This window comes from Pseudoduganella violacea (assembly GCF_014191875.1).
Taxonomy (GTDB): Bacteria; Pseudomonadota; Gammaproteobacteria; order Burkholderiales; family Burkholderiaceae_D; genus Rugamonas; species Rugamonas violacea_A.
The window spans coordinates 269,415-295,610 of the sequence record NZ_JACHXD010000005.1 but is presented as its reverse complement, the minus strand read 5'-3'; the positions used below and the strand labels follow the sequence as shown (position 1 = coordinate 295,610).

The following is a 26,196-nucleotide window of genomic DNA, read 5'->3' as shown; positions in this document are numbered from 1 at the left end:
AGCTAGTAGCAATTTGCCATTGGTTTTGCGGCGCCTGCACAAAAAAGCAACAAGAAAATTTTGCATAAAGATATGCGCAAACCGTTGCAAGAACACTACATCTTGCCGAAAGATACATTACCAAGAATTAAGCCGCGTTGCGTTGCAACACGAAAAAGGAGGGGTGGCCGGTGAGCTGCCATTTGCATAAGGTTTTGCCGGCGCCAAGCGCGTTTTTGCCGAGCGAAGCCTCTAATTAATAGGGTTTTCGCAGCCGATCGCGGACCAAAACTTCATGCTTCGTCCACAAAAAATATACAATATCGAACCTCCAGGAGCCAACCAATGAAAATTAAACAACTCGCAGTGGCGATTAGCGCCCTGCTGCTGGCCGCCAGCGCAAGCGCGGCGGACCCGAAACTGGGCATCGTTTACGACGCCGGCGGCAAGTTCGATAAATCGTTCAACCAATCCGCTTTCGAAGGCGCTTCGCGCTTCAAGAAGGATACCGGCATCAACTTCATCGAAGTGCAGGTCAACAGCGACACGCAGGCCGAGCAGGTATTGCGCGGCCTGGCCCGCAAGAACCTCGACCTGATCGCCTCGATCGGCTTCGCCCAGACCCAGGCCCTGCAGAAAGTGGCCAAGGAATTCCCGAAAGTGCGCTTCGTGCTGATCGACGGCGTGGCCCAGGGCGCGAACGTGAACTCGGTGACCTTCAAGGAAGAAGAAGGCTCGTATCTGGTCGGCGTGGCCGCCGCCCAGGCATCGAAGTCGAAGAAGCTGGGCTTCATCGGCGGTATCGACATTCCCCTGATCCGCACCTTCGCCTGCGGCTATGCGCAGGGCGCGAAAGCCACCGACAAGAAAGTGGAAATCTTCCAGAACATGGTAGGCACCACCTCGGCCGCGTGGAACGACCCGGCCAAGGGCGGCGAGCTGGCCCGCTCCCAGTTCGAGCGCGGCGTGGACGTGGTGTTCGCCGTGGCCGGCGGTTCCGGCATGGGCACGCTGCAGACGGCCAAGGAAAAAGGCAAGCTGGCCATCGGCGTGGACTCCAACCAGAACCACCTGTACCCAGGCACCATGCTGACCTCCATGGTCAAGCGCGTGGACAACGCCGTCTACGACAGCTTCATGCAGATGAAGAACGGCACCTGGAAAGCCGGCGTGACCGCCAAGGGCATCAAGGAAGGCGGCGTCGATTGGGCGCTGGATGAACACAACCGCAAGCTGATCACCCCTGAGATCGAGAAGAAGGTCATGGGCGCGCGCAAGGATATTATTGATGGCAAGATCAAGGTCATCGATATCCGGGCCACGAACAGCTGCCCAGCCTAATTACCTGCTTCATTAGAGAACGCGCCGGCGGGGGTTCCCGTCTGGCGCGTTTTTCAGTAAATAACCCCTGAAAATCCTATGCAGCCAGCAGTAGAATTCCGCAACATCTCCAAGCATTTCGGAGCTGTGAAGGCGAATACGGACGTCAACTTTTCCATAGCCAAGGGCGCGATCCATGGCCTGGTGGGCGAGAACGGCGCCGGCAAATCGACTTTGATGAGCATCCTGTACGGGTATTACCGCGCCGATGGCGGTGAGATCCTGCTCGATGGCAAAGTCCAGCACATCCGCAACAGCCAGGAGGCGATCCGCCTGGGCATCGGCATGGTGCACCAGCACTTCATGCTGGTCGAGAACATGACCGTGCTCGATAACGTGATGCTCGGCACCGAAGGCGGCTTCAAGCTGGCCGCCCACCGCGCCGCAACCGAAGCGAAATTGCGCGAGATTTGCGAACGCTACCGCCTGGACGTCGATCCGCTGGCCACCATCCACGACCTGTCCGTGGGCGCCCAGCAGCGCGTGGAGATTCTCAAGCAGATCTACCGCAGCGCCAATATTCTGATCCTGGACGAGCCGACCGCCGTGCTGACCGCGCAGGAGACCGAGTCGCTGTTCGAAATCCTGCGCCTGTTCAAGGAACAGGGCAAGACCATCATCCTGATCACGCACAAGCTGCAAGAGATTCTCGACATCACCGACACCGTCACCGTGATGCGCGCCGGCCAGGTGGTGGGCGCCGTGGAAACGGCCCGCACCACCAAAGAGGAGCTGGCGAACATGATGGTGGGCCGCCCGATCGAAAACAATCTGCCGCGCGCGCCCTACAATCCCGGCGCGCCGGTACTGGAAGTGCGCAATCTGCAGCTGGAGGATGAGCAGCAGGTCAAGCTGCTGGCCGATATCGGCTTCACGCTGCGCGCCGGCGAGATCGTCGCCATCGCGGGCGTGTCGGGCAATGGCCAGAGCGAGTTGATGGAAATCCTGGCCGGCATGCGCCTGCCCACTTCCGGCCAGCTCGACTTCGAAGGCAAGGCGCTGCCCTTCGCCGGCCGCCACGACGTCGACGGTCTGCCGCTGAAATTCCGCGACCTGGGCATCGCCCACGTGCCGGAAGACCGCCTGCGCGACGGCGTGGTGAAGAACTTCTCCGTCATGCAGAACACCGTGCTCGGTTACCAGGACAAGCTGACCAAGGGCTTCGGCCTGCTCGACTTCAAGCACATCACCGAGCGCTGCACCGCCCTGCTCAAGGAATTCGACGTGCGTCCACCCAATCCCGACCTGCGCATCGGCCTGCTCTCGGGCGGCAACCAGCAGAAGGTGGTGATCGCGCGCGAAGTCCTGGCCAAGCCCAAGCTGATGTTGGTGGGCCAGCCCACGCGCGGCGTGGACATCGGCACCATCGAATCCATCCACAGCCAGCTGCTGGCCCTGCGCGACGCGGGCGTGGCCATCCTGCTGGTCTCCGTGGAGCTGGAAGAAGTGCGCGCCCTGGCCGACCGCATCCTTGTGATGTGCGGCGGCCGCATCACCGGCGAACTGAAAATCGACGAATTCGACACCACCCGCATCGGCCTGCTGATGGGGGGTATGCATAAATCATGAACACCAACGACCTGCCACGCTGGGCAACCGGCTTTGTCCTGCCCATTCTGAATCTGCTGTCGGCCTTGCTGGTCGCGGCCCTGGTGATCCACCTGCTGGGCGAAGACCCGCTGGAATCGCTGCACATCCTGATCAACAGCGCCGTCATCAATCCGGAAGGCTTGAGCTATACGCTGTTCTACGCCTCCACCTTCGTCTTCACCGGCCTGGCCGTGTCGCTGGCGATGCAGGCGGGCCTGTTCAATATCGGCGCCGAAGGCCAGATGTATTTCGGCGGCCTCGGTCTGACGGTGACCATGCTGGCCTTCGACAGCTCGATGCCGGCCATCGTGTTGATCCCGCTCGGCATGCTCGGCGCCGCCCTGTTCGGCGCGCTGTGGTCCTTCCTGCCCGGCTATCTGCAGGCGAAACGCGGCAGCCATATCGTGGTGACGACCATCATGTTCAACTTCATCGCGGCTTCGCTGATGAACTTCATCATCGTCAAATACATGATTCCGCCGGGCGAGCAGAATACCGCCAGCCGCGCCTTCGCCGCCGCCGCCGAAATGCCGCGCCTGAACACCTGGTTCCCGGCGCTGGGCGACACTCCGCTCAACGTCAGCTTCCTGCTGGCGATCGCCGCCCTCGCCATCTACGGCGTGATGGTGTGGCGTTCGGCCTGGGGCTACAAGCTGCGCGCCACGGGCCTGAACAAGCACGCCGCCCACTACGCGGGCGTGAAGATCAGCGGCATGATCATCACCGTGATGCTGATTTCCGGCGCGCTGGCCGGCCTGGGCTCGGTCAACTCCATCATGGGTTCGACCCATTACCTGAGCTTGAACTTCGTCGGCGGCGCCGGCTTCGTCGGCATCGCGATCGCGCTGATGGGCCGCCAGCATCCGGTCGGCATCTTCCTGTCGGCCGTGCTGTTCGGCGCCCTGATCCAGGGCGGCTTCGACCTCTCGCTGGAAAAACCGAATATCCCGACCGAGACCTTCATCTTTATCCAGGGCCTGATCATTCTGTTCTGCGGCGCGATGGAAAACTTCTACGCGCCGGTCATCATCAAGCTGCTGAAAGCGCGCAAGGGCTAATACCATGACTTTCGAAGATCTTCATTTAGGCAGTATCGTTGTCTCCACCGTGCGCAATGCGCCGGTGCTGATTTTCGCCGCCATGGCCGGCCTGTTCGCGGAACGCTCGGGCGTGATCGACATCGGCCTGGAAGGCAAGATCCTGGCTTCGGCCTTCGTCTCGGCCGCCGTCGCCTTCGCCACGCAGAACCCTTGGTACGGCATGCTGGCCGGCATCGCCGTGTCGGTGGCGCTGGCCACGCTGCAAGGCTATGTCAGCATTTCGCAGAAGGGCAACCAGCTGGTGGCGGGCATCGCCGTGAACATCGCCATGAGCGGCCTGACCTTCGTCGTCGCACAATACTTCTTCCAGCAGGGCGGCCGCACGCCGGACCTGGGCGAAGCGCGCCTGTTCGACGTGGTGCTGCCGGGCAGCGCGGCCGTGGCCGACGTGCCGGTGCTGGGCTGGATCTATACCAAGCTGATTGGCGGCCATTCGGTGCTGGTCTACGTGGCGTTCGCCCTGGTGCCGCTGGTGCACTGGCTGCTGTACCACACCCGCTTCGGCCTGCGCCTGCGCGCCTGCGGCGAGAACCCGCACGCGGCCGACGCGGCCGGCGTCAGCGTGGCGCGCACCCGCTATATGGCGATGGCGCTGGCGGGCGTGCTGTGTTCCTTCTCCGGCGCCTACCTGGCGATTGTGCAGAGCGGCTTCTTCTTGCGCGATATGTCGGCCGGCGCGGGCTATCTGGCGCTGACGGCCATGGTGTTCGGCAACTGGCGTCCGGTGTACACCTTCTTCGGCTGCCTGATGTTCGGCTTCTTCGGCGCGGTGCAGATCCAGATCGAAGGCGTGGACCTGCCGGTCATCGGCCGCATCCCCGGCTCGCTGATCCAGATGGTGCCGTATGTGGTGACGGTGATCGTGCTGGCCGGCCTGATGGCCAAGTCGGTGGCGCCGAAAGCGCTCGGCACCCCGTTCGTCAAGTCGCGCTAAAACGCGACGGCCAAAAAAAAACCCCGCTACGGCGGGGTTTCTTTTTGGTAATAGATTGAACTGGGCACGGAACACGTATAATGATTGCTATCATAGCTATCATCTTAGTGGAGGCAATCATGTCTCAACTGCTTGTCCGGGATCTCGACGATGAGATCGTTGCCGAGTTGAAGCGCCAAGCTGCGGCCAACGGCCGGAGTGCCGAAGCTGAACACCGCGAGATCCTGCGCAGTCAACTTCTGCCATCCGCCCCCAGGAAACGCGCTTTCAAGGACGTACTGGCGTCGATGCCCTACTTCGGCGACGACGAGCTGTTCGACGTCCGCTAGCCATCCATGTACCTGCTCGACACCAACGTCATCTCGGAGTTCCGCAAGGGTGAACGTTCCCACCCCGGCGTACAACGCTTCTTTGCCCGTGTACAGGACAACCTGATCTTCCTGCCAGCCCAAGTGATCGGCGAGATCCAGGCCGGCATTGCCAGACTGCGCCGCAGCGGCAGCGAAGCGGACAAGTCCAGGGCCGATGCTTACACCGATTGGCTCGATGGCCTCGTGGCCCAGCATGCAAACCGCATCATCGGCTTCGACTCCGACGCCGCCCGCATCTGGGGCGCGCTGCTATCGAACGAGAAGAAAGATCCGCACACCATCGACAAGCAGATCGCCGCGCTGGCCCTGATGCACGACCTGACGGTGGTGACGCGGGACAAGGGCGAAGCCTTTACGCGCATCCCCGGTCTGAAGGTCTACAACCCGTTCAATGACGACGATCCCAACGGCAACGACAACAGTTATGCCTTAGCCGCATAAGTTCGCGCCATCGGACCTATGTTCCGATGGCGCGTTCCCAACACTTAGAAGCGGCTGGTCAGGCCGAGGAAGAAGCGGCGGCTTGGGACGTAGTAGTTGGTCTTGCCGTCGGCGCGCGGACCTTCTTCGGTCAGGTTGTTGATGCCGGCGCGCAGGGTCAACGCGGGGTTGATGGCGTAGTTGGCCGTGAGGTCAGTGACGGTATAGGCCTTGGCGAAGGTGACGCCGAAGGATTCGCCGCCATGCAGCTGCTTGCCGGTGTACTGCGCCGACAGTTCCAGATACAGCGGTTTGTTGACCTGCCAGCCCAGGGCCGAGAAGACCGACAGCTTGGGCGTTGCCAGCAGCGTGGCGCCCGTGGTCAGGTTCTTCGATTCCATCATATACGTCAGGTTGTTACGCCAGGTCAGCGAGGATGCCAGCGGCAGGTTGGCGCTCGCTTCGATGCCGCGCGTGCGCGCCTTCTGGATGTTCTTCATGCGGGTCCACCAATAGCCGTGGAAGAAGCCCAGCGCGTCGTATTCGATCTTGTCCTTGAAGTTGGTATGGAAGTAGGTCATGCCCAGATCCCAGCCGGCGCGCTGGAAGTTCACGCCCAGTTCGGCGTTGGTGCTGGTTTCCGGCTTCAGGTCGGCATTGCCGGCCATATAGCAGCCGCCGCTGCGCGAATTCCAGCCCAGCGGCGCCAGGCTGCCGCAACCGCCGCCGCGCGACTGGGTGGCCGCGCCGGGCGTGCTTTCCTTCAGCGTCGGCGCGCGGAAGCCTTGCGACACGCCGCCCTTGATAGTCCATTCGCTGGCGGGACGGTAGACGACGTAGGCGCGCGGGCTGGTGTGGTTGCCGAACTTGGCGTCGTGGTCGAGGCGCGCACCGAGCGTCAGCGTGAAGGCGTCGTTCAGGAAGACCTGGTCCTCGGCAAACAGGGCGCTGGTATTGCGCGACAGGCTGGAGCCGACCACCGCATGGCCCAGGTAGTCGATCGGGATGGTGCCGATGGTCTGGTTGTTGAACAGGGTGTCGCGCTTCCATTGTCCGCCCAGCGTCAGCAGATGGTCGATGTTCGCCAGTTTCAGCGGCTGGTTGACGCGGCCGTCGAGGATGGTGCTGCCGGCGCGCGAGGAGGCCGCGCCGTCGTTATTGTCGTAGCGGTTGTGATAGAGGTTGAACTTGGCCTCGGTCTTGCCCCAGCGGCCTTCATAGCCCATGCCCGCGCTCTTGCGGACCAGCTTGGTGGCGCCCCAGGACGAGATCAGGGGACGGTTGGGCGCCGTCTGCGTGCCGGACTGGGTGGCGCGCTGGGTGCCATACGAACCGTCGAAGCTGAGCAGGTGGCCCGGCGCCAGCGTCCAGTTCAACGCGGCGTTGAAATTCTCGTCGCGGCTGCCGCCCACGCCATTCGGCGCTTCGCGGCCGGCAGGCACGAAGCCGCCGGTGGTTTCATCGGGCTTCTGGCGCGTGACACTGCCGCCCAGGCGCAGACCGACGCCCTGGGCCAGCGGGCCGGCCACGTTCAGCATCATCTGCGTGGCGTCGCCCCGGTCGGAATCTTGGGGACGGGTCAGGTTGGCCGAGGCCGAGCCGCTCCACTTCTGCGGAATCTTGCGCGTGATGATGTTGATCACGCCGCCCATCGCGTCCGAACCATACAGCGAAGACATCGGGCCGCGCACCACTTCGATGCGCTCGATCATTTCCGGCGACAGCCAGTTCAAGTCCTGGCGCCCCAGGTCGGGACGGTAATTGGTGTCGGCGGAATTGCCCTGGCGCTTGCCGTCGATCAGGATCAGGGTGTAGTTCTCCGGCAGGCCGCGCAGCTTGACCTTGGACTGTTCGCCGTTCGGCGCCAGGCCGCCGCTCACGCCCGGAATGCGGCGCAGCAGCGTGCCCAGGTCATACACGGGCTGGCGTTCGATCTCTTCGCGGGTGATGACGCTGATGCTGGCGGGAGCGTCCTGCACGTTCAGCGCCACCGCGCTGGCCGTTACCACCACGGTCGGCATGGCGGCATCGCTGGCCTCGGGCGCGGGAGCGGCATAGGCGTTGCTAATGAGTAAAGTCAGGAGGGAAAGGCTTAAAGCGGCGGGTAAGGCGGCAGATAAGGCGGGTGGTGCGTACATCTGTTTCATAAATCCCCTAGCTACATTAAATAAGAATCATTGTCATTAAGGATGATAGGGGCAGGCACTCCGCGAGTCTGCTCACAATTCGTCAAGGAAGTGAAAATGTTTTGTAAAGATAAAGACCTCGGCAGCGCCGCGCGGACGCGCCGCCAGGGCCACCATAGTCCGGCGCCGCAGCGTCCCGCCTCGCTGCTGCTGGTCGAGGAAGACATGGAATTCAGCCGGATGCTGTCCCTCTACCTGCGCGGGCAGGGCTTTCAGGTGGCGACGGAAATGGACGGCGCGGACGGCATCGGCGCCGCCCTGGCCCGGGAATACGACGCCATCATCCTCGGCGCCACCCTGCCCTCGGTGGACGGAATCGCGGTGCTGCGCCAGATCCGGCGCTACCGCGACGTGCCGGTGATTATGCTAACGGCCGAAGGCGGCCGCGCCGAGCGCATCGCCGGCCTGGAATTGGGCGCCGACGATTACCTCGACAAGCCCTGCGATCCGCGCGAGCTGGCGGCGCGCCTGCGCGCCGTGCTGCGGCGGCAGACGCGCGCCGGCGGCATGGCGTCCGCGCTGGCGATGGGAGGGCTGGTGCTGTATCCGCAGTTCCGCAAGGCTTACCAGAACGAAGAAGCCCTGCCCCTGACGGCGGCCGAATTCAATGTGCTGCAACTGTTGCTGCAGGCCGGGGGAACGGTCTTGAGCAAGGACGAGCTGACCCGGCATGCGCTGGGCCGGCGGCGCGAATCCTACGACCGCAGCGTCGATGTCCACATCAGCAAAATCCGGCACAAGCTGCAAGCTGGGAGCGGCCATGCGGTGGAAATCGAAACGGTGCGAGGCGTGGGCTACTGCTTGCGGACGGCTCCGTAAAGTGTTTGCGTATTTCTTGAATATCACGCACTATCGTGCAATATCAAGAAAACTCGTGCAAACATGTTGACCCGACAACGTAAAGAGCTGCTGCTGCAAATCTTGAAACAGGATGGCCAGATCGTCGCCAAAACCCTGAGCGAGCGCCTGAACCTGTCCGAGGACACGATACGGCGCGACCTGCGCGAACTGGCCAAGGAAGGCTTGCTGGAGCGCGTGCATGGCGGCGCCCTGCCCGCCTCGCCGGCCATGGGCAATTTTGCCCAGCGCCAGCAGATTTCAGCCGACGCCAAACCCGCCATCGGCCGCGCCGCCGCCGCCATGGTGCGTCCCGGCCAGGTGGTCTTCATCGACGGCGGCACCACGGCCGTTCAGCTGGCGCGCCACCTGCCGCGCGACTTGCGCGCCATGGTGGTCACGCACAGCCCCTCCATCGCGGTGGAGCTGGCCGAACACCCCAGCATCGACGTGCTGATGATCGGCGGCCGCCTGTTCAAGCATTCCATCGTGGCAGTGGGCGCCGCCACCATGGAGGCCATCAGCCAGATCCGCGCCGACATCTTCTTCATGGGCGTGTGCAGCCTGCATCCGGAGGCCGGCATCACCACCGGCGACTACGAGGAAGGCTGCGTCAAGCGCGCCATCAGCGCCGCTTCGCTGCGCACCGTGGTATTGGCCTCGCAGGAAAAGCTGGACACGGCCGCACCCTTCCAGATCGCTCCTTTGTCGCAAGTGAGCGACATCGTGGTCAATGCCGGCGTAGAGGAGCGCCTGATTGCCCCCTATCGCGCCATGGGAATCAAGCTCACATTGGCGTAAGATAAGCCCAAGCACCCGTCCGGGACGATAAAGAGGTGGGAAATGGGTTTGGCAGAGGATGACCGCAGGGCGGCGCTGCGCGCGATGTTGGCCTGCATGGGCGCACTGGTGCTGCCGGCAGCCACCGCGCTGACGGCGCAACCGCCAACACCCTTGCGCGTGGTTTATCCGCGCCGCCTGCCCGTCATCGATTCCTTCTTCGAATACGACTGGGCGGTATTGCGCACGGCGCTGGCGCGCACCGTCTCGCGCTACGGTCCTTTCGAACTGAAGCCTTCGGCCGAAGCCATGTCCTCACGCCGCGTGACGCTGGAACTGGCCACGCCCAAGGGCGTCATCGACATCTTCGTGCGCGCCACCTCGCCCGATCTGGAAAAGCAGTTCCAGCCCATCCGCATCCCGGTCGACAAAGGCTTGATCGGCATGCGCGTGCTGCTGGTGCGCAAAGAGGACTTGCCGCGCTTCGCCGCCGTACGCACGCTGCAGGACTTGCGCAAATTCCGCGTCGGCCAGGGCAAGGGCTGGGCCGACAACGATATCCTGACGGCCGCCGGCATTCCGGTGGTGGAAGGCACCTATTACGAGGGGCTGTTCGCCATGCTGACGGCGCGCCGTTTCGACTTCTTTTCGCGTTCGGCCGATGAGGTGATGCGGGAATACGAGGAGCGCCACGCCAGCGTGCCCGAAATGGCGCTGGAACCGACGCTGCTGCTGCACTACCCGCTGCCGCGCTACTTCTTCGTGCGGCGCGACGCGGCCGGCGACAAGCTGGGCCAACGCGTCAAGGCCGGCCTGGAGATGATGATCCAGGACGGCAGCCTGAACGCCTTGTTCCGCCAGCACAAAAGCCCGCTGCTGGAGAAGCTGGCCTTGCACAAGCGCCGCGTGATCGAGCTGCCCAATCCCAGCCTTTCGCCCGAGACACCATTGCAGCGTTCCGAGTTATGGCTCGCCCCTTCCAATGGCGCTTGGCGCTGACAGATGCAATCATTGCATTTATTTTCTTAAATGCAATATAATTAAATAAGCAATTCCCGGCCAGCCATCGTCAGCCATTCAAACTGCTCGATGATTTTGCAGTGGCGGCCGCTCATTTCCTGTCCGTACTGTCTCTGTTATCGCAGCAGACTCCTTCAATCGATCTACGGACTCAAGATGTCAGACCAAATCATGCCTCCCATTACAGTGATCGGCAGTAATGACGAACACTATGATCCCTTTCCGCTATTCCGCCCCTTCCCCAATATGGGGCCGCCCCCTCCCGGGCAATTTTCGCATGACAGCTACTGCACGGTGCACCAATCACTGGCGCCCGACATTATCCCGAAAGATCTTTCACTGGAATTTTTGCGCGACACGGCGATACACATTGCCAACAAAATCATTCATACGCCCGGCTCGCAGAACCATGAAATTGGCACATTCATCATCAAAATGGCCAATGGCAGCCTGCGCACCAGCGAACTGGTCAAGGGCGAGCTTCATAACGTCAACTTCGCCTCCGGTCCGCTGAATGCCGGTGAAGTGATTGTCGCCATGATCCATTCCCACACTCCGATTGCGGGCGTGGAAACCGGTATCCCTTCCAGTTCGGGCAATCACGCCGGTGGCGGACCAGGCGACACCGTTGTCGCGAGAAATCTGCTCAACTCTTCGGCTGTCGATCCGGGCATGCTTAACTATATCGTCGATATAGCGAGCGGCAACACCTATGAATATACTGCGGCCGGTCCTGATGTAAGACCGCTCGGGGCAAACATCACCAAGGATACCGTTCCTGGCCGCTGCCCCCGCTAATCCACACATAGATGAAGATAAGGGAAATCGATAGTATTGACCTTATCTTCAGCGAGGAAAAAGTATGTTTATCGCAAAAAAAATCGCTCTACCTATCGTGCTTGCCACGGCCGTCAGCGCACAGGCCCAGACCTCGGTCACGGTAAGCACCAGCCGCCCGGCGGAGGCCGGCTTCCGCGCCGACCTCCATCAAGCGCACTGCAATGAAATCAATTACGAACTGGCGTTTTACCGGCATCAGCGCAACGCTTTTTTTTCCTCGAGCATCAACAGCGCCGGAAAAATCGACATTTCGAATACTAAATTTGCGCAAACCCTGCTCAAGCAGCCGCTACTGGGCCACCTCGGTCTTTCCTGTTCCAGGCAAGGTCTCAACATAACCTTTATCGGCGTCGATTTCACGACGAATACACAGCCCAAGGGCGTGACCTATAAATTGACCATTTTGAATAACGGAAGCTTCATTGAAGACCAAGGCTTGGTAGAAGTTCCGTTGGATTATGTCGGAGCAGTTTTAGGGCGCAACGCGGAATTCAAATAGGTTTAAGGCCAGATCGCCTGCAGCACGGCGGCCAGGTGGTAGCCGCCCTTGATCAGCTGCTCGCGCGCGATGGCAGATGAAGGCACCGGATAGTTGTCCGGCACGGCCAGCGACCACACGGTATAGCTCTCGCCGCTGCGGCTGGTCTGCTTGCTCGACACGCCCACCTTCACGTCGGCATAGGACAGCTTGGACACGGCCAGCGCATCGTCGGCCCATTGATAAGGCCAGGTGACGGGATCGCCGCTGTTTGCCGCCACCGCCGGCTTGCTGGCGATGGCCCACTGCGCGAACTGCTCCGGCGTGCGCGTGCTGACGCGGCGCATGGCATAGTCCACCACCGTGGTATCCCAGTAAGAGTGCAAGGGCTTGGTCGGCGATTTCGCCACGCCGTTGGCGGGTTTAGCGTCAGCGCCCTCTTTCGGCGCCGCCGGCGGAATCAGCTTCTCGCTATTGGCCAGCAGGGTGGCATCATCCAGCAGCAGATTATTGCCGCCGCGCGAATCGAAGACAGCCAACGAGTCGATATCGGACGGCTTTTGCGGCACGACGAAGCCGCCCTCCTTGCCGACAAAGGCCGCGCCCACATGCAACGGCTGGTGAATGTCGCCCGCCAAATGGGTCAGCAGCAGCAAGGCTTGGCGCTTGCTGAAGCGGTGCGGGTTATTCGCCGCCGTGTCCTTGCCTTGCAGGACCAGGATGGCCTGCTTCAGCGTCTGCACCACGTCCTCTTCCGCCGTGCCGACGCCATGGTCATGGTATTTCGGCAGCTGGAAAGGCACGTCGGTGTAGTGGTACTCGCTGTGCTTGGGATTGGCCGTGGTGTACGCCACCATCTCCGGCGTTTGCGGGCCGCAGTACGTGCCTTTCACGCAATCGGCCCAACTGGCGACGCCGGCCAGGCTTTCGCCTTGCTGCAGCAGGGCCGCCACCTGTTTCTCGGCATTGGAACCCTGGATCAGGCGGTCGGCGATGGCGCCCACGATGCGGTGGCCGTCATTGCCCCAGGCCAGGGCGTTGTTGGCGGCGCAGGCGGCGCCCAGCGCCAGGATGCAGGCCAGCTTCTTCATTCTTCGCGTCCCTTGGTCGGCTTCGGATAGTTCTTGTTCACGTCCAGCGGCTGGGCGTAGGAAGAGTTCCATATCTGCTCATGCACGGCGGCCACGCGCTGGGCCATCTGCTCGTTGCGCATCACCACTTCCAGATTGCGCGACAGGTCGAAGTAGCCGCCGGCCCAGTTGCTGGTGCCGACCCAGGCCAGCTTGCCGTCGATGCTCATGGTCTTGCTGTGGATGACGCGGGCAAAAGGAATGAAGCCGGTCGATGCCTTGGGAATGGTGACGACGCGGATTTCCACATTCGGCAGCATGGCCAGGCTTTTCAGATAGGCCAGCGCCGGCGCTTCGGTATTCCAGTGCGAGACCATCAGCTTGATCTTCACGCCACGGTTGGCGGCCGCGCGCACCGCGTTGTCGACCACGGCGTAGTAGGGACGCGTGCCTTTCGGGCCGTAGCTCAACGGCGCATAGTCCAGCAGCTGCACGCGCACCTCGCTTTGCGCTTCGGCCAGCAAGGCCGGCAGCGCGGCTTCGGAATCGGCTACGCCGGCAGGATTGAAAGCGGCCGGGCTGGCCAGCAGGAAGCTGCCCTGCTCCAGCTTGGGCGCTGCCAGGCTTTTCGCCTGCAGCGGCACCACCGTCCGGCCTTGCGCCAGCGTGGCCTGGGCATTCCAGTCCTGCTCGAAGATGGCGTGGATCTGGCCGACAATTTTCTCGTCGGTGATGCGCAAGCCGGTTTCGTGGATATGGGTGAAGGCGCGCCAGTCGAAGTTCTGGCTGCCGACGAAGGCCGTCTTGCGGTCCACCACCAGGTATTTGGCGTGGATGATGCCGTTACCGGTCAGTTTGCTGAAGTCGAGCACGCGCAGTTCGAGGTTTGGAATCGCTTTGAGCTGGGTCAGCGTGTCCGGCTCGGACAGGCCGACGCCCTTCTGGTCAATCAGGAAGCGGATCTTGACGCCGCGCTGGCCAGCGGCGGCCAGGCGTTCGATCACTTTGTTGAAGGGCGCGCCCGGCACGCTGGCGGCGTAGAATTGGCCGATCACGATTTCGGACTTGGCGTTGTCGAACAGCTCGGACCAGACCGTGATCGGGTCGCGCAGGTCGGCGTTTTTCAGCGTGGTTTCAACGGGTGCGGTCTGCACCAGCTCAAAACCTGGAATGGTGAAATCGGCCTGCGCACTGCCGAAAGCGGTGGCGAGCAAGGCGGAAACGAGGATGCGGCGCATGTTTACTCCTGGTGATTACTTGAGGCGCTGAATGCGCGGTTCTTGGGCGGTGGCGGAACCGGCCGGCTTGCGGTCCTGTTCGCACTTGATCAGATAGGCGGTCAGCGAATCGATGTCGCGCACGGCGGTGTTGGCGCGGTTCGTGCCTTTGGCGAATTCGGGGAAGGCGTCGCCGCCGGCGGCGATGAAGGCATTGGCGGCCACGCGATAGCTGGCGCCGTCTTCCAGCGGCACACCGTGCAGCATGACGCTGCCGGCCACCACGCGGCTGCCTTCCGGCTGTTTCGGGTCCCATTGATAGGTAAAGCCTTCGGACAGCTGCAACAAGCCGCGCGACTGTGCCTTGTCGCCCACCCACTGCTGCTCCAACAGGGTCTTTATCTGGGCGCCGGTCATATTCATCACGGTCAGCGTATTCCCGAAGGGCTGCACGGCCTGGGCATGGCCGACGGTGGCAAAACCGGCCGCATTGCTTTCCAGGTTGGCGCGCACGCCGCCGACATTCATGAAAGCGATCTGCGCGCCAAAGGGGCGACCGGACAGCAAGGTGGCGTCGGCCACCAGATTGCCCAGCGCGGATTCGTCGCCGTCATGGCGCTCGCGGCTGATGATGGCCGCGCCGAGGCGGGCCACGGGACGCGCCAGCTCCTGTTCGCTGCGCTGCTTGACCTTCTTCAGATAGGCGTCGACTTCCGGCACGGAGCGATACCAGTTCGGCTGCATCACCACATTGCGGGCGCTGACGCTGCGCACGGTGTTGGCGGCCTTGTCCACGGTGAGCTTGATGCGCGACAGCATATGCCCGCCCATCTCGGCCTGCGTCACCAGCTTGCCGTCGACGCGGCACAGATAGCCCTTGTGCGAGTGGCCGCTGACCACCAGGCGGATGGCGGGGTCAAGGCGCTTGACCACGTCCACGATTTCGCCTTGCAGGTCGCTGCAATCCTGCTTGTCGAAGGCCGATTCGGTACGGCCGCCCTGATGCACCAGCACCACGAACACCCCCACGCCCTGCGCCCTCAGCTCGGGCAGCACGCGGTTGATGGACTGGGCTTCGTCTTCGAAGCTCAGGCCGGCGATGCCGGACGCCAGCACCACGGACGGCGTGTCTTTCAGCACGGCGCCGATCAGGGCCACTTTCACGCCATGCGCTTCCACGATCTCATAGGCGGGCAGGAGGGGCTTCTTGGTCACCACGTCGATCACATTGGCAGCCAGGTAATTGAACTTGGCGCCTTCGTAGGTCGCCGAGAACTTGCAGGCCTTGTCAGGACGCGGCGAGTTGCAGCCGCCCTTCTGCTGGCGCAGCAGTTCGATGCGGCCGGCGTCGAATTCATGGTTGCCCACCGAGGTCGCCTTCAAGCCCAGCATGTTCAGCGCGCCGATGGTCGGCTCGTCGGCCCACATCGACGAGATGGCTGGACTGGCGCCGATCATATCGCCCGCGCCCACCAGCAGCAGCTCGCGGTCTTCCTTGCGCCATTCCCGCAGCGCGGCGGCGATGGTGTCGATGCCGCCCGCCTTGACCGTGGTCTGCCTGCCAAAGAGGCCGCCGTTATAGGTGAACTTGCCCGCTTCCAGGTGGCCGTGCAAATCGTTGAGCGCGACCAGATTGATATCGACAAGATGATTCGAGGGGCGCTGGCTGGCGCAGCCGGCCAGCATGGCAATAGCCGCGGCGAGAGCGAGGGTGCGAAGTGCTGGTTTCATGAGAGGGATGCCGGAGACAATCGATTATTGTACAGGCCAATGGCGCGCTGCTGTGCGGTCGCCATGGGGGCGAAACTTTACGTTACAGGCCGCGCAAACGAAAAAACGGCCGGTGTCGCCACCGGCCGTTTCATCTAGAACTAAACCTGTTCAGGTTTAGAACTCATACTTCAGCGTAGCCTGGATGGCCCACTGGGATTCGCCTTTGGACTGGCGCACTTCCAGATCTTCCACCTTGTCGCGCAGGCGGTAGATGTAGCGGCCTTGGGAATCCAGACCAGCGAAGTCCACGAAGCTACGTGCTTGCGCGCCGCCGCCCTGGAACAGCACCTCGTTGATGCGGCCCCACTTCTTGTTCAACAGGTTGCCCACGTTGAAGATGTCGAAGGTGAACGAAGCCTTGTGACCCTTGATGAAGCTTGGGATCTCCTGGCTGATGCGCATATCGAAGCTGTTGGTCCAGTTGGAGAAGCTGTTGTTACGCGAAACCACGCCGCCTTTGCTGTTGCGCAGGCCGCGGTTGCCTTCAACGATGGACCAGAAGCGGTCTTCGTTCGCATGGCTGGTCGCGGTGTCACCCAGGAAGACCACTTCGCCCGAACCTGGTTTCGACGGGATGTACATCAGGTCGTTACCGGCAACGCTGTCGCCGTTCAGGTCGTTGTTGTAGGTCCAGCTGTATGGCTTGCCGCTGCGGCCTTCATAGAACAGGCCGAAGGTGGTGCGGTAGGTACCGAAGAAGGCCTTGCGGAAGCTGACCGACGCGTTGATACGGTCTTTCACCAGGTAGCTCGAGTTCTCTTCTTTTTCCTCGTTAGGATGGAAGATCGAACGGCCGTTGAAGTTCGAGCCGGAGGTCGAGGAGGTCAGCGGCGACACTTCCTTCGCTTCGGTGAAGGTGTAAGCCACCGAGTAAGCCAGGCCCGAAATCATTGGACGGCTCAGCGACAGGGTTGCCATATTGCTGAAGCCTTTGGAGGTCGGGGTGGCGACCATCACGTTGCCGAACTTGGCGTTGCTGCCGAACTTCTCGCGGAAGCCGTTGCAGTTGGTGCCGCCGAAGGTGCCGCTACGGTTAGGCTGGCCGTCATCGCGCCAGCAGTTGGTCTGGTAGCCTTGTGGCGAGTGGAACAGCTCACGGCCGTCGGTACCGATCTTGGTCGCCGCGCCCATATTCGCATTCTGGTAGTAGATACCGTCACGGGTCTGGGTGCGCAGCAGCTCGGCGCCGAAGACGATGCCTTCCCATGGCAGCTCATGGTCAACAGCCAGGTTGGCTTTCCAGACCGAAGGCTGACGCAGGCCAGGCGCCAGCACGTCGACGTTGGCGATTGGCGCGCTGCCCTGGAAGTTGGTCGGCTGTTTGTTAGGATCGGTGCTGAAGGTGCCGTCCGTGGTCGGGCAAGCATTGTTGGCCGAACCGCAGCTGTACACCAGGGTCGACACGCCGTTGTTCTGGAACGGGTTGCCCAGCCAGACGGCAGCGGCGTTACCCTGGAACAGGCCGACGCCGCCACGCAGCTGGGTACGGCGGGTGGTGTCCATATTGTAGTTGAAGCCCAGACGCGGCTGCCACAGTTTCTGGCCGTCGAAGGTCTTGGTGTTGTCCAGGCCGAAACCGCCGGTCTGGCGGCCGCCGCTGGCGGCGGTTGCTGCCACCAGTGGGGAAGCAACCACGGCGTTGGTGCGTGGACGGTCGCCGACGCTGGTGTAATCAACGCGCAGGCCGTAGCTCAGAGTCAGGCGCGGGTTGACGCTCCAAGTGTCCTGCAGGAACAGGCCATAGTTCTTCATGCTGAAGTTGGCGGTGGCGTCACGCTCCAGGGAGGCGCCAGGGGCAGCCACCTGATAGGTGTAGGAGCTTGGACGGCCGCGGCGGAAGTTCTCCAGCACGGCCGCTTCCATATTGGCCGGGGTCAGGTTCGAGCACAGGCCGCCTGGCAGGCTGACGGTCTTGTAGTCCCAGCCGTTGACGCAGGCGAAGGTGTAGTTACCGTTGACGTTCTGCAGGAAGGCGTTGAAGATATCGTTCTTGCTGTAGTCGGTACCGAACTTGATTTCGTGATCGCCAAGCGACCAGTTGGCGCCCAGATAGGCATCCTTGGTCTTGGTCTTCAGCACGTTGTACTGGCGGCTGTTTTCGGTGCCGAAGTTCAGCGAACGGGCAGCGGTGCTCAGCGAAGCCGGTGCGCCGGCTGGCAGCGCGCCGCTGAAGGACAGGCCCATGGCCGGCAGTTTGGCGGCGTTGTTCGGCACGCTGTCGTAGTCGCGCGAGGAAACCTTGAACTCGGTGCTGAAGTTCGGGGTCCAGTCGGCGAACCACTGGCCAACGATGGTATCGATTTTCTTCTTCTGATCGTACCAGTGCGAGCTCAGCGACAGGTTGGTGGTGTTGAAGTTATTGAAGAACGGCTCGCTCTGCTCGGTGCGCGAGTAACGCACCATGGCACGGTGGTCGTCGTTGATGTTCCAGTCCAGCTTGACCAGCTTGTCTTCCACGGTCAGCGCGGTGCCGTCCGGCACTTGCGAGCCGCCGATGTCCAGGTTGTACTGGCTCTTGGCGATGCTTTGCGCCTGCGCGATGGCGGCCGGGGTGATGCCGACGTTGGTCTTGTCGCTGCCCAGCGGACCGAAGGCCGGGGTGTTGCGGCTTGGACTCGATTCCAGCTTCTCGTAGTTGGCGAAGATGAACAGCTTGTCCTTGATGATCGGCGCGCCCAGGGTGAAGCCCTTGGTGGTTTCCTTGAACGGCGGCGGTGCGTAGTAATCGTCGGTGGTGGCGTTGTAGCGGTCGCCGGCCAGCTTGTCGTTACGGAAGACGTAGTAAACGCTGCCCTTGACGGTATTGGTGCCCGACTTGGTCACGGCGTTGATGTTGCCGCCGGTGTAGCCCTTTTGGGTTACGTCGTAGTTGGCCACGTTCACCTGCACCGACTGGATCGCTTCGATCGAGATCGGCTGTTTGGCGGTCGGGGAACCGTTCGACTCCAGGCCGAAGGTGTCGCTCACTGCCACGCCGTCGATGGTCATCGAGTTGTAACGCGAGTTCTGGCCGGCCACGGACATTTCGCCGCGGTCTTTGTCGGTCTGGGCCACGCGTGGGTCGGTACGGGCGTAGTCTTGCAGATTACGCGCGATCGAAGCCTGTATGGCCAGCTCGGAAGCGCTGATGCTGGTGCCGGTGCCCATGGTGGTCTTCGAGAATTTCTCGTTGCGGCCACCGGCCACGCCGGCCACGGTCACGGTCTGCATGGCGGCGCCCAGTTGCGCGTCCACGCTGGCGGTTTCGGCCACTTCAACGAAGACGTTTTCACGCTTTTCGCTGACGCCGTTCTTGGTGATGGTGATCGTGTACGGACCGCCGGCGCGCAGGCCGCGGGCAACGTAACGGCCTTCAGCGTCGGTCGTGACATTGCTGACCGAGCCGGACTCGACGTGCAGAATGGTCACAGTCGCGCCGCCGGCTGGCTTACCGTCGCTAGCGGAGATGCGGCCGCCGATGGCGGACGTCGTGTTCTGAGCAAAGGACGGCGCTGCCGCGAGAGCGATAGACAGGCTTAGCGCAATCTGCGTCAGCCGGAGCCGTTTGTGATTCATCATTGTATTACCCCTAAAAGACTAATTATTCGGTATGTTCACTGTTCTTTTGGAAACAGCTCGCATCCCCTCTTTACTGTGTTGCAACTGGTTAGCCAACCCGTGAGTCTATCCGGACTAGGTTTCATGAAGATGACAGGTTTATGACAACTTTATGACATAGTTAAGCCGGAATTGCGGCAAAATGACGTGATAATCCGGCAATATGCAGCAAGCCCCAAACGATGACAAATTCAATTTAGCTTGCATATTCATATGCAAAACGAATAAATAGCTCGACTTTTGATCGTGTGTGCGTAGTGCCTAGGCGGCTTTAAGGCGGCATTATAAGCGAGCGGCCTCAAGCTGAAAAAATTTCATAAGAGGCACCCAAAAACGCATAAGCGCGTTTGGTCATGTGTAGCAGCTTTGCCACACAAATATCCAACAGGAAATGAAGAGGGGAAACCCGGCAGCAGGACGCTGCCGGGTGGAGAGGAATTACTTGCCAGTATTGCGCTGGGATGCGGCGATATCTGCTTCGAATTTTGCGAAACGCGCATCAAGCTGCTTCAGCAAGCGCTGCTTCTCGCCCTCGTCGAGGAAGGCGTAACGCAGACTGTCATACGAGAGTTTCTTGACTTCCGTATAGTCGGTCTGATAGCGGCTGGCAAACAGCACGTATTCGTTCGACAGCGTGTGGCGCGTGACGCCGGCGTCATCGGTCGAGATCACGAAGGGAACGCCCTGCTTACGGTAGAGATTGATCGGATGGGCTTCACCCTTGATGCCGAGGATGAACTCGTTGCTGGTCAGATTCACCTCGACCGGGATGCCGCGCTCGCGCATGGTCCGCATGACCGACAATGCATTATTTTCATGCGCGATATCCATGCCGTGGCCGATGCGGTTGGCGCCCGCCACATTCACCGCTTCGGCGATGTGGAACTTCAAGCCTTCCGGCGGCACCATGCCCATGGCCAGCTCGCCTGCATGCAGGGCAACCTTGACCTTCGGATATTTCGTCTTCAGGAATTTGAACATCTGCATATGCATGCTGTAGTCGCGCATGGAGACATTGAAGTTCTCCGCGCCGACGATGTTCACACCGACGATTTTCTTTTCCAGCGTGGCCGCTTCGAAAGCGCCCACCATTTGCGAGAACACCAGCGAAGGCGAAAGGAAGCGCAGCACATAAGGCTGGTAGCGCATGGTGAAGTGCTCGTCGTCGACGCCGGCGCTGCTGTTTTGCACATTGGCGACGTAGGCCTGGATGGCTTGCTTGAATCCCGCATCTTTTTCCAGCTGCGGCAGCCAAGCTGCCATCTGCGCCTGCAGCTTGGCCTGGTCCGCGCCCTGCACGGCCTGGTCGAACTGGGCGTTCATGGTCATGGGCGCCAGCTCGAAGATGGTTTCGATATAGCTCAGGTTCTCGGCGATTGCGCGCTGCTTCAGGGTTTTCAAACCCTCGTTCGTATTCGTCGACGCGACCGGGCCGAAGTAGCCGAAGGTGTCGAAGAAGGCGCGGTCCGGCGGCGGCTGTACCGCGCCGTGGTTGTAGAAGTCCTTGGTCGACCAGCGCTGCAGCAATTCGCGGTAAGTGGCGTTATCGGCGATCAGCTCCGAGGAGTTGACGCAAGTACGCTGCTCGGCCGGTTTGGCGCGCTCGGCCTCGATCACATCCTTCTTGGTTTCGATCTGGTAGCTGGCCTTGTTGACGCAGAAACCTTGCTTGTCCACCCACTCCAGATACTGCTCAGCGTAGATGGCACCCGAATAGTGGTGATGCAGATCGCCGCCCTTGGGCATCATGGTGAAGAACAGGGTCAGCTCGGCCAGCTTGGGCTGGCTGCCCGCCACCAGCGCCGCGAAGTGGCGCTTGGTGATGTCTTCGTTGCTGGCGGCGTGGACGGCGGGCGCAACAAAGGCTGAGGCGGATGCCAGGGCCAGCGCGGCCATCAGATTCGGGACGGTTTTCTGCATGGGTGCTCTCTTCGGTTTGATCGGAAGGTCAGCCCTGCTTGCGCTCGTGCACCAGCTGGCCCGCGGCGTAGGTGGCCGCGATGGCGCGGTCGTCGCCCAGCAGGGCCAGCGCGAACAATTGTTCTTCCAGGCTGTTGCAGGTGACGCGGCGGCGCGCCAGCAGCGGCGTAGCATCCGGGTCGAGCACGATGAAATCGGCCTCGTTGCCGGCGGCCAGGCTGCCGATCGTACCGTCCAGCTGCAGGCTGCGCGCAGCGCCCAAAGTCGCCAGGTAGAACATGCGCATGGCAGGCAGATAACTGCCCTTCAAGCGCGCTACTTTATAGGCTTCGTTCATCGTTTGCAACATTGAGAAAGAAGTACCGGCGCCCACGTCGGTAGCGAGCGACATCAGCATGCCGGCCTGGTCGGCGCGCTCGAAGTCGAACAGGCCGCTGCCGAGGAAGAGATTGGAAGTCGGGCAGACGGCGGCGGCGGCCCTGGTTTCGGCCATGCGCGCGCGGTCGCCGTCATCGAGCCAGATGCAGTGGCCGTAGACGGCGCGCGGACGCAGCATGCCGTAGCGGTCGTACACATCGAGGTAGCTGCGCGCCTGCGGATACAGGGTCTTGACCCAGCTGCACTCGTCCTGGTTTTCCGAGACGTGGGTTTGCAGATAGGTGTCGGCGTAGGTGCGCGCCAACTCGCCGGCCAGCTGCATCTGCGCGTCGGTCGAGGTGGGCGCGAAGCGCGGCGTGATGGCGTACAGCGAGCGCGCGTGCTTGTGCCAGCGCTGGATCAGTTGCTCCGTTTCGCGCGCGCCGCTTTCGGCCGTGTCGCGCAGAAAGTCGGGGCAGTGGCGGTCCATCATCACCTTGCCGGCGATCATGCGCAGGCCGCGCCGCTCGCTGGCCGTGAAGAAGGCGTCCACCGATTGCGGATGCACGCTGCAATACACCATGGCCGTCGTGGTGCCGCAGCGCAGCAGCTCGTCGAGGAAGAACTCGGCCACCTGCGCCGCGTGGGCCGGATCGGCGAACTGGCGCTCGGTCGGGAAGGTGTAGCTTTCCAGCCAGGGCAGCAGGCCCGGCGCCGGCGAAGCGATCATATCCGTTTGCGGATAGTGGACGTGGGCGTCGATGAAACCGGGCATGATGATCTTGCCGCGATAGTCCCGCACCTCTACGCCGGGCGGCACTTCGCCCTGCAGCGCGGCGTAGTCGCCGGCCGTCAGGATCTTGCCGTCGGCGACCAGCAGCAGGCCGTCCTCATGCCAGGCATGGGCTGTTTCGACCAGTGCCGGATCGGCGTGAAAGTACAGCAAGCTGGCTCGGTAAGCTTGCACGTTTTGCGTTGCAGTCTGCATTTAGTTCTTTCCGGGAGAGGGGGAAGCCGCTTGTGCTTCCCAAACTGTCAGTAGTTGGGCGCAAACCGATGCCGCGATCACGGCCGGCGCCTTATTGGTGATACCCGGCAGGCCCACGGGGCATACCATGGCGGCGATGCGCTCCTGCGCAAAGCCGCGCGCTTGCAGCCGGTGTTCGAACTGCATGCGCTTGGTTTTCGAGCCGATCAGGCCGAACCAGCCTACCTGCCCGCGCGCCAAAATCGCCTCGGTCAGGCGCTGGTCGAGCGGATGGCTGTGCGTCATTACCAGATAACTGCTGCCGGGCGGCGCTGCTGCCACCAGCGCTTCCGGCGCGTCCGTCGCTTCCACCGTCACGTTCGGCGGCAGGTCGGCGGGGAACATCTCTTCTCTTTCATCGACCCAGGTCACGCGGCAAGGCAGCTCGCCCAGCGCCCGCACGATGGCCGCACCCACATGGCCAGCGCCGAACAGCACGAGGTGGGCGCGTGGTGCCAGGACCGCATCGACCAGCCAGCGGCGGCCGCTGTCGTCGGCGAAGACGCGGGCGTCCGCTTCGCCAGCGCCGCGTTCGCGCGCAAACGCCGGGAAACCTGGGCCAGTCTCGCCGGCCAGCAGTTTGCTGCTTGCATCGAACAGGGCGCAGGCCGGCGCGCCGTCGATGGCGCTCAAGCGCCAGCTATCTTCATTGCGGCGCTGGCGTAGCGCATCGAGCACCACCGCCAGCGCACCTTGCACCGGCTCGAAACTGAGCCAGACCACGCCGCCGCAGCACTGTCCCAGGCTGGGGCCGAGCGGAAAGCGCTTGTATTGTACGGCAGGCGGCGTGGCGGCGCAGAGCATGGCGCGCGCCATATCCACCGCGCGCAATTCCAGATGGCCGCCGCCGATGGTGTCGAACTGCGTAGCCGCCGTCACCAGCATCTTCGTGCCGGATTCGCGCGGGGCAGAGCCCTCCACCTTCGCCACCGTCACCAGCACCGCCGGGACTGTGGCTGCCGTCAGCCAATCGTTCATGTTTGCGCTCTTTAGCTTGCCGCTTCGACCGCCGCGATGGCGCGCAGGATTTCTTCGCTGGTGGCGGGCGCGTTCAGCGGCGGATTGACCTTGTGATCGCCGACGCTGGACACCGCGTCGCGGATGGCGAAGAACACCGAGAACGGCAGCAGCAGCGGCGGCTCGCCCACGGCTTTGGAACGGTGGATGCTGTCCTCCACATTGCGGTTCTCGAACAGGCGCACACGGAAATCTTCCGGGCAGTCGGAAATGCCGGGGATCTTGTAAGTCGAAGGCGCATGCGTCATCAGCTTGCCCGCCGGGTTCCACCACAATTCCTCGGTGGTGAGCCAGCCCATGCCCTGGATGAAAGCGCCCTCCACCTGGCCGATATCGATGGCCGGATTCAGCGACTGGCCCGCGTCGTACAGCGCATCGGCGCGCAGCAGCTTCCATTCGCCGGTCAGGGTATCGACCACCACTTCGGCCACGGCGGCGCCGTAAGCATAGTAGGAGAACGGGTGGCCGTTCATGGTCTTGGCATTCCAGTGCAGATGCGGCGTGGCATAGAAGCCGTCCGACCACAGCTGAACGCGGGCCAGGTAAGCCTTCTGCACCAGTTCGGCGAAGTCCACGCTATGGCCGTTGGCATGCGCCTGGTTGCCGAAGAAGCGCACATCGGCCGCTTCGCCGCCATACTGCCCGGCGGCGAATTGCGCCAGGCGTTCGCGGATCTGGCGCGCCGCGTCCTGCGCCGCCTTGCCGTTCAAGTCCGCGCCGGTGGACGCGGCGGTGGCCGAGGTATTGGCGACCTTGCTGGTATCGGTGGCGCTGGCGCGCACATGCTCCAGGTCCAGGCCCAGCTCATGCGCCACCACCTGCATCACCTTGGTGTTGATGCCCTGCCCCATCTCGGTGCCGCCGTGGTTGACGATCACCGAACCGTCCACATACACATGGACCAGCGCGCCGGCCTGGTTCAGGTGGGTCACATTGAAGGCGATGCCGAATTTGACGGGCGTGAAAGCCAGGCCCTTTTTCAGCACCGGGCTGCCGCTGTTAAATGCATTGATGGCGGCGCGGCGCGCGCGGTACTCGCTGCTTTCTTCCAGCTCGGCGCACAGCTCATCGATGATGTTGTCGACGATCTCCTGGCCGTAAGGCGTGACGTTGTTCTCGGTCTTGCCGTAGAAATTCAGGCGGCGGATATCGTAGGCGTCGCGGCCCAGATTGCGGGCGATTTCATCGATCACGTATTCGATGGCGATCGCGCCCTGCGGGCCGCCGAAGCCACGGAAAGCCGTGTTGGACTGGGTATTGGTCTTGCCGCAGGCGGCGCGGATATCCACGTCGGACAGGTAGTAGGCATTGTCGAAGTGGCAGACGGCGCGCGTGGCGACGGGGCCGGACAGGTCGGCCGAGAACCCGGCGCGCGACGTCATATCGACCTTGGCGGCGACGATCTTGCCGCTGTCGTCGTAGCCCACCTCGTATTCGTAGTAGAAGCAGTGGCGCTTGCCCGTCACCATCATATCGTCGTCGCGGTCGGCGCGCAGCTTGACCGGACGCCTGGTCTTCGAAGCGGAGATGGCGGCGGCCGCGGCCCACAAGGCCGACTGCGATTCCTTGCCGCCGAAGCCACCGCCCATGCGGCGGCATTCGACCTGCACATGGTGGGAATGCAAGCCCAGGGCATGCGCCACCACATGCTGCATCTCGCTCGGATGCTGGGTCGAACACTGCACCAGCATGCCCTTATTCTCTTTCGGAATGGCGTAAGCGATCTGGCCTTCCAGGTAGAACTGTTCCTGGCCGCCCACATACAGCTTGCCCTTGACCACATGCGGCGCGCGTTCGAACGCGGCCTGGGCGTCGCCGCGCTCAAGCCGCATCGGCGGCAGCACATAGGACTGCGCTGCCTTGGCTTCCTGCGGCGTCAGGATGGCAGGCAATTCCTGGTAATCGATCTTGGCGCGGCGCGCGGCACGGCGCGCATTATCGTGCGTATCGGCCACCACGATGAAGATGGGTTGACCCACATACTGCACCAGGCCATCGGCCAGGATCGGGTCGTCATGGATGATCGGACCGCAGTCATTCGTGCCTGGAATATCGGCCACCGTGTACACCGCCACCACGCCGGGCGCGGCGCGCACGGCGGACAGGTCGGCATTCTCGATCAGCGCATGCGCTTTGGACGATAGGCCAAGGGCCGCATGCAGGGTGCCCTGCACTTCCGGGATATCGTCGGTATAAGTGGCTTGGCCGAGCACATGCAGCTCGGCCGATTCGTGCGGGCGCGACACGCCCACGGCGGTCCACGCCGCCGCTTTCAGTTCAGGGGCGCCAGGGTAGTTCATGCT

The 26,196-nt window shown here is 62.3% G+C and carries 20 protein-coding genes; 11 read left to right on the top strand and 9 right to left on the bottom strand.

Features of this window, described 5'->3' with window-relative positions; genetic code table 11:
- The first annotated feature begins 324 nt into the window (after positions 1–324).
- The 6 genes from FHS03_RS11690 (at position 325) to FHS03_RS11665 (ending at position 5,795) form a co-directional block, all read left to right on the top strand.
- Positions 325–1,320 (top strand): BMP family lipoprotein, encoded by a 996-nt coding sequence (locus tag FHS03_RS11690; RefSeq protein ID WP_183441138.1) that lies wholly within the window; start codon positions 325–327, stop codon positions 1,318–1,320.
- A 78-nt stretch (positions 1,321–1,398) separates the two neighbouring features.
- Positions 1,399–2,928, top strand: coding sequence for an ABC transporter ATP-binding protein (locus FHS03_RS11685; RefSeq protein WP_183441137.1), 1,530 nt, complete (start codon positions 1,399–1,401; stop codon positions 2,926–2,928).
- A complete protein-coding gene (locus FHS03_RS11680) occupies positions 2,925–4,007 on the top strand; it encodes an ABC transporter permease (protein ID WP_183441136.1) in 1,083 nt (360 codons plus the stop codon). The genes FHS03_RS11685 and FHS03_RS11680 overlap by 4 nt, the downstream gene beginning before the upstream one ends.
- A gap of 4 nt (positions 4,008–4,011) precedes the next feature.
- A complete protein-coding gene (locus FHS03_RS11675; RefSeq protein WP_183441135.1) occupies positions 4,012–4,983 on the top strand; it encodes an ABC transporter permease in 972 nt (323 codons plus the stop codon).
- Positions 4,984–5,102: 119 nt separating this feature from the next.
- Entirely contained in the window at positions 5,103–5,312 is a 210-nt protein-coding gene (locus FHS03_RS11670; protein ID WP_183441134.1) for a FitA-like ribbon-helix-helix domain-containing protein, read from the top strand.
- A 6-nt stretch (positions 5,313–5,318) separates the two neighbouring features.
- Complete coding sequence (locus FHS03_RS11665) at positions 5,319–5,795, top strand: type II toxin-antitoxin system VapC family toxin (protein WP_183441133.1); 477 nt, start codon at positions 5,319–5,321, stop codon at positions 5,793–5,795.
- 44 nt (positions 5,796–5,839) lie between these two features.
- On the opposite strand, the gene FHS03_RS11660 is transcribed toward FHS03_RS11665, so the two are convergent.
- Entirely contained in the window at positions 5,840–7,921 is a 2,082-nt protein-coding gene (locus tag FHS03_RS11660) for a TonB-dependent receptor domain-containing protein (RefSeq protein WP_229426165.1), read from the bottom strand.
- 96 nt (positions 7,922–8,017) lie between these two features.
- Between FHS03_RS11660 and FHS03_RS11655 the strand changes: the two genes are divergently transcribed.
- The 5 genes from FHS03_RS11655 to FHS03_RS11635 all read left to right on the top strand — a co-directional run bounded on the left by FHS03_RS11655 (position 8,018) and on the right by FHS03_RS11635 (position 11,936).
- Positions 8,018–8,779: a response regulator transcription factor gene (locus FHS03_RS11655; RefSeq protein WP_183441132.1), complete on the top strand. Its 762-nt coding sequence runs from the start codon at positions 8,018–8,020 to the stop codon at positions 8,777–8,779.
- A gap of 63 nt (positions 8,780–8,842) precedes the next feature.
- A complete protein-coding gene (locus tag FHS03_RS11650; RefSeq protein ID WP_183441131.1) occupies positions 8,843–9,598 on the top strand; it encodes a DeoR/GlpR family DNA-binding transcription regulator in 756 nt (251 codons plus the stop codon).
- 42 nt (positions 9,599–9,640) lie between these two features.
- Positions 9,641–10,576 (top strand): transporter substrate-binding domain-containing protein, encoded by a 936-nt coding sequence (locus tag FHS03_RS11645; RefSeq protein ID WP_229426164.1) that lies wholly within the window; start codon positions 9,641–9,643, stop codon positions 10,574–10,576.
- Positions 10,577–10,753: 177 nt separating this feature from the next.
- Complete coding sequence (locus tag FHS03_RS11640) at positions 10,754–11,395, top strand: hypothetical protein (RefSeq protein ID WP_183441130.1); 642 nt, start codon at positions 10,754–10,756, stop codon at positions 11,393–11,395.
- A gap of 64 nt (positions 11,396–11,459) precedes the next feature.
- On the top strand, positions 11,460–11,936 hold the full coding sequence (locus FHS03_RS11635) for a hypothetical protein (protein WP_183441129.1): 477 nt from the start codon (positions 11,460–11,462) through the stop codon (positions 11,934–11,936).
- Between the two features lie 2 nt (positions 11,937–11,938).
- On the opposite strand, the gene FHS03_RS11630 is transcribed toward FHS03_RS11635, so the two are convergent.
- The 8 genes from FHS03_RS11630 to xdhB form a co-directional block, all read right to left on the bottom strand.
- Entirely contained in the window at positions 11,939–13,006 is a 1,068-nt protein-coding gene (locus tag FHS03_RS11630) for a S1/P1 nuclease (protein WP_183441128.1), read from the bottom strand.
- Positions 13,003–14,223: a phospholipase D-like domain-containing protein gene (locus tag FHS03_RS11625; RefSeq protein ID WP_183441127.1), complete on the bottom strand. Its 1,221-nt coding sequence runs from the start codon at positions 14,221–14,223 to the stop codon at positions 13,003–13,005. Before FHS03_RS11625 ends, FHS03_RS11630 begins: the two co-directional genes overlap by 4 nt.
- Before the next feature lie 15 nt (positions 14,224–14,238).
- Entirely contained in the window at positions 14,239–15,933 is a 1,695-nt protein-coding gene (locus FHS03_RS11620) for a bifunctional metallophosphatase/5'-nucleotidase (protein ID WP_183441126.1), read from the bottom strand.
- Between the two features lie 156 nt (positions 15,934–16,089).
- On the bottom strand, positions 16,090–19,533 hold the full coding sequence (locus FHS03_RS11615; protein ID WP_183441125.1) for a TonB-dependent receptor: 3,444 nt from the start codon (positions 19,531–19,533) through the stop codon (positions 16,090–16,092).
- 477 nt (positions 19,534–20,010) lie between these two features.
- Complete coding sequence (locus FHS03_RS11610) at positions 20,011–21,492, bottom strand: adenosine deaminase family protein (RefSeq protein WP_183441124.1); 1,482 nt, start codon at positions 21,490–21,492, stop codon at positions 20,011–20,013.
- A 28-nt stretch (positions 21,493–21,520) separates the two neighbouring features.
- Positions 21,521–22,837, bottom strand: coding sequence for a guanine deaminase (gene guaD, locus FHS03_RS11605; protein ID WP_183441123.1), 1,317 nt, complete (start codon positions 22,835–22,837; stop codon positions 21,521–21,523).
- Positions 22,838–23,854 (bottom strand): xanthine dehydrogenase accessory protein XdhC, encoded by a 1,017-nt coding sequence (gene xdhC, locus FHS03_RS11600; protein WP_183441122.1) that lies wholly within the window; start codon positions 23,852–23,854, stop codon positions 22,838–22,840. It abuts the gene before it with no gap.
- An 11-nt stretch (positions 23,855–23,865) separates the two neighbouring features.
- Positions 23,866–26,193, bottom strand: a complete 2,328-nt coding sequence (gene xdhB / locus FHS03_RS11595; protein WP_183441121.1) for a xanthine dehydrogenase molybdopterin binding subunit — start codon at positions 26,191–26,193, stop codon at positions 23,866–23,868.
- Positions 26,194–26,196 lie beyond the last annotated feature (3 nt).

Excerpts from the sequence above, each read along its gene's own strand:
- FHS03_RS11690 (WP_183441138.1), top strand. The coding sequence starts at position 325 with ATGAAAATTAAACAACTCGCAGTGGCGATTAGCGCCCTGCTGCTGGCC.
- FHS03_RS11685 (WP_183441137.1), top strand. The coding sequence starts at position 1,399 with ATGCAGCCAGCAGTAGAATTCCGCAACATCTCCAAGCATTTCGGAGCT.
- FHS03_RS11680 (WP_183441136.1), top strand. The coding sequence starts at position 2,925 with ATGAACACCAACGACCTGCCACGCTGGGCAACCGGCTTTGTCCTGCCC.
- FHS03_RS11675 (WP_183441135.1), top strand. The coding sequence starts at position 4,012 with ATGACTTTCGAAGATCTTCATTTAGGCAGTATCGTTGTCTCCACCGTG.
- FHS03_RS11670 (WP_183441134.1), top strand. The coding sequence starts at position 5,103 with ATGTCTCAACTGCTTGTCCGGGATCTCGACGATGAGATCGTTGCCGAG.
- FHS03_RS11665 (WP_183441133.1), top strand. The coding sequence starts at position 5,319 with ATGTACCTGCTCGACACCAACGTCATCTCGGAGTTCCGCAAGGGTGAA.
- FHS03_RS11660 (WP_229426165.1), bottom strand. The coding sequence starts at position 7,921 with ATGAAACAGATGTACGCACCACCCGCCTTATCTGCCGCCTTACCCGCC.
- FHS03_RS11655 (WP_183441132.1), top strand. The coding sequence starts at position 8,018 with ATGTTTTGTAAAGATAAAGACCTCGGCAGCGCCGCGCGGACGCGCCGC.
- FHS03_RS11650 (WP_183441131.1), top strand. The coding sequence starts at position 8,843 with ATGTTGACCCGACAACGTAAAGAGCTGCTGCTGCAAATCTTGAAACAG.
- FHS03_RS11645 (WP_229426164.1), top strand. The coding sequence starts at position 9,641 with ATGGGTTTGGCAGAGGATGACCGCAGGGCGGCGCTGCGCGCGATGTTG.
- FHS03_RS11640 (WP_183441130.1), top strand. The coding sequence starts at position 10,754 with ATGTCAGACCAAATCATGCCTCCCATTACAGTGATCGGCAGTAATGAC.
- FHS03_RS11635 (WP_183441129.1), top strand. The coding sequence starts at position 11,460 with ATGTTTATCGCAAAAAAAATCGCTCTACCTATCGTGCTTGCCACGGCC.
- FHS03_RS11630 (WP_183441128.1), bottom strand. The coding sequence starts at position 13,006 with ATGAAGAAGCTGGCCTGCATCCTGGCGCTGGGCGCCGCCTGCGCCGCC.
- FHS03_RS11625 (WP_183441127.1), bottom strand. The coding sequence starts at position 14,223 with ATGCGCCGCATCCTCGTTTCCGCCTTGCTCGCCACCGCTTTCGGCAGT.
- FHS03_RS11620 (WP_183441126.1), bottom strand. The coding sequence starts at position 15,933 with ATGAAACCAGCACTTCGCACCCTCGCTCTCGCCGCGGCTATTGCCATG.
- FHS03_RS11615 (WP_183441125.1), bottom strand. The coding sequence starts at position 19,533 with ATGATGAATCACAAACGGCTCCGGCTGACGCAGATTGCGCTAAGCCTG.
- FHS03_RS11610 (WP_183441124.1), bottom strand. The coding sequence starts at position 21,492 with ATGCAGAAAACCGTCCCGAATCTGATGGCCGCGCTGGCCCTGGCATCC.
- guaD (WP_183441123.1), bottom strand. The coding sequence starts at position 22,837 with ATGCAGACTGCAACGCAAAACGTGCAAGCTTACCGAGCCAGCTTGCTG.
- xdhC (WP_183441122.1), bottom strand. The coding sequence starts at position 23,854 with ATGAACGATTGGCTGACGGCAGCCACAGTCCCGGCGGTGCTGGTGACG.
- xdhB (WP_183441121.1), bottom strand. The coding sequence starts at position 26,193 with ATGAACTACCCTGGCGCCCCTGAACTGAAAGCGGCGGCGTGGACCGCC.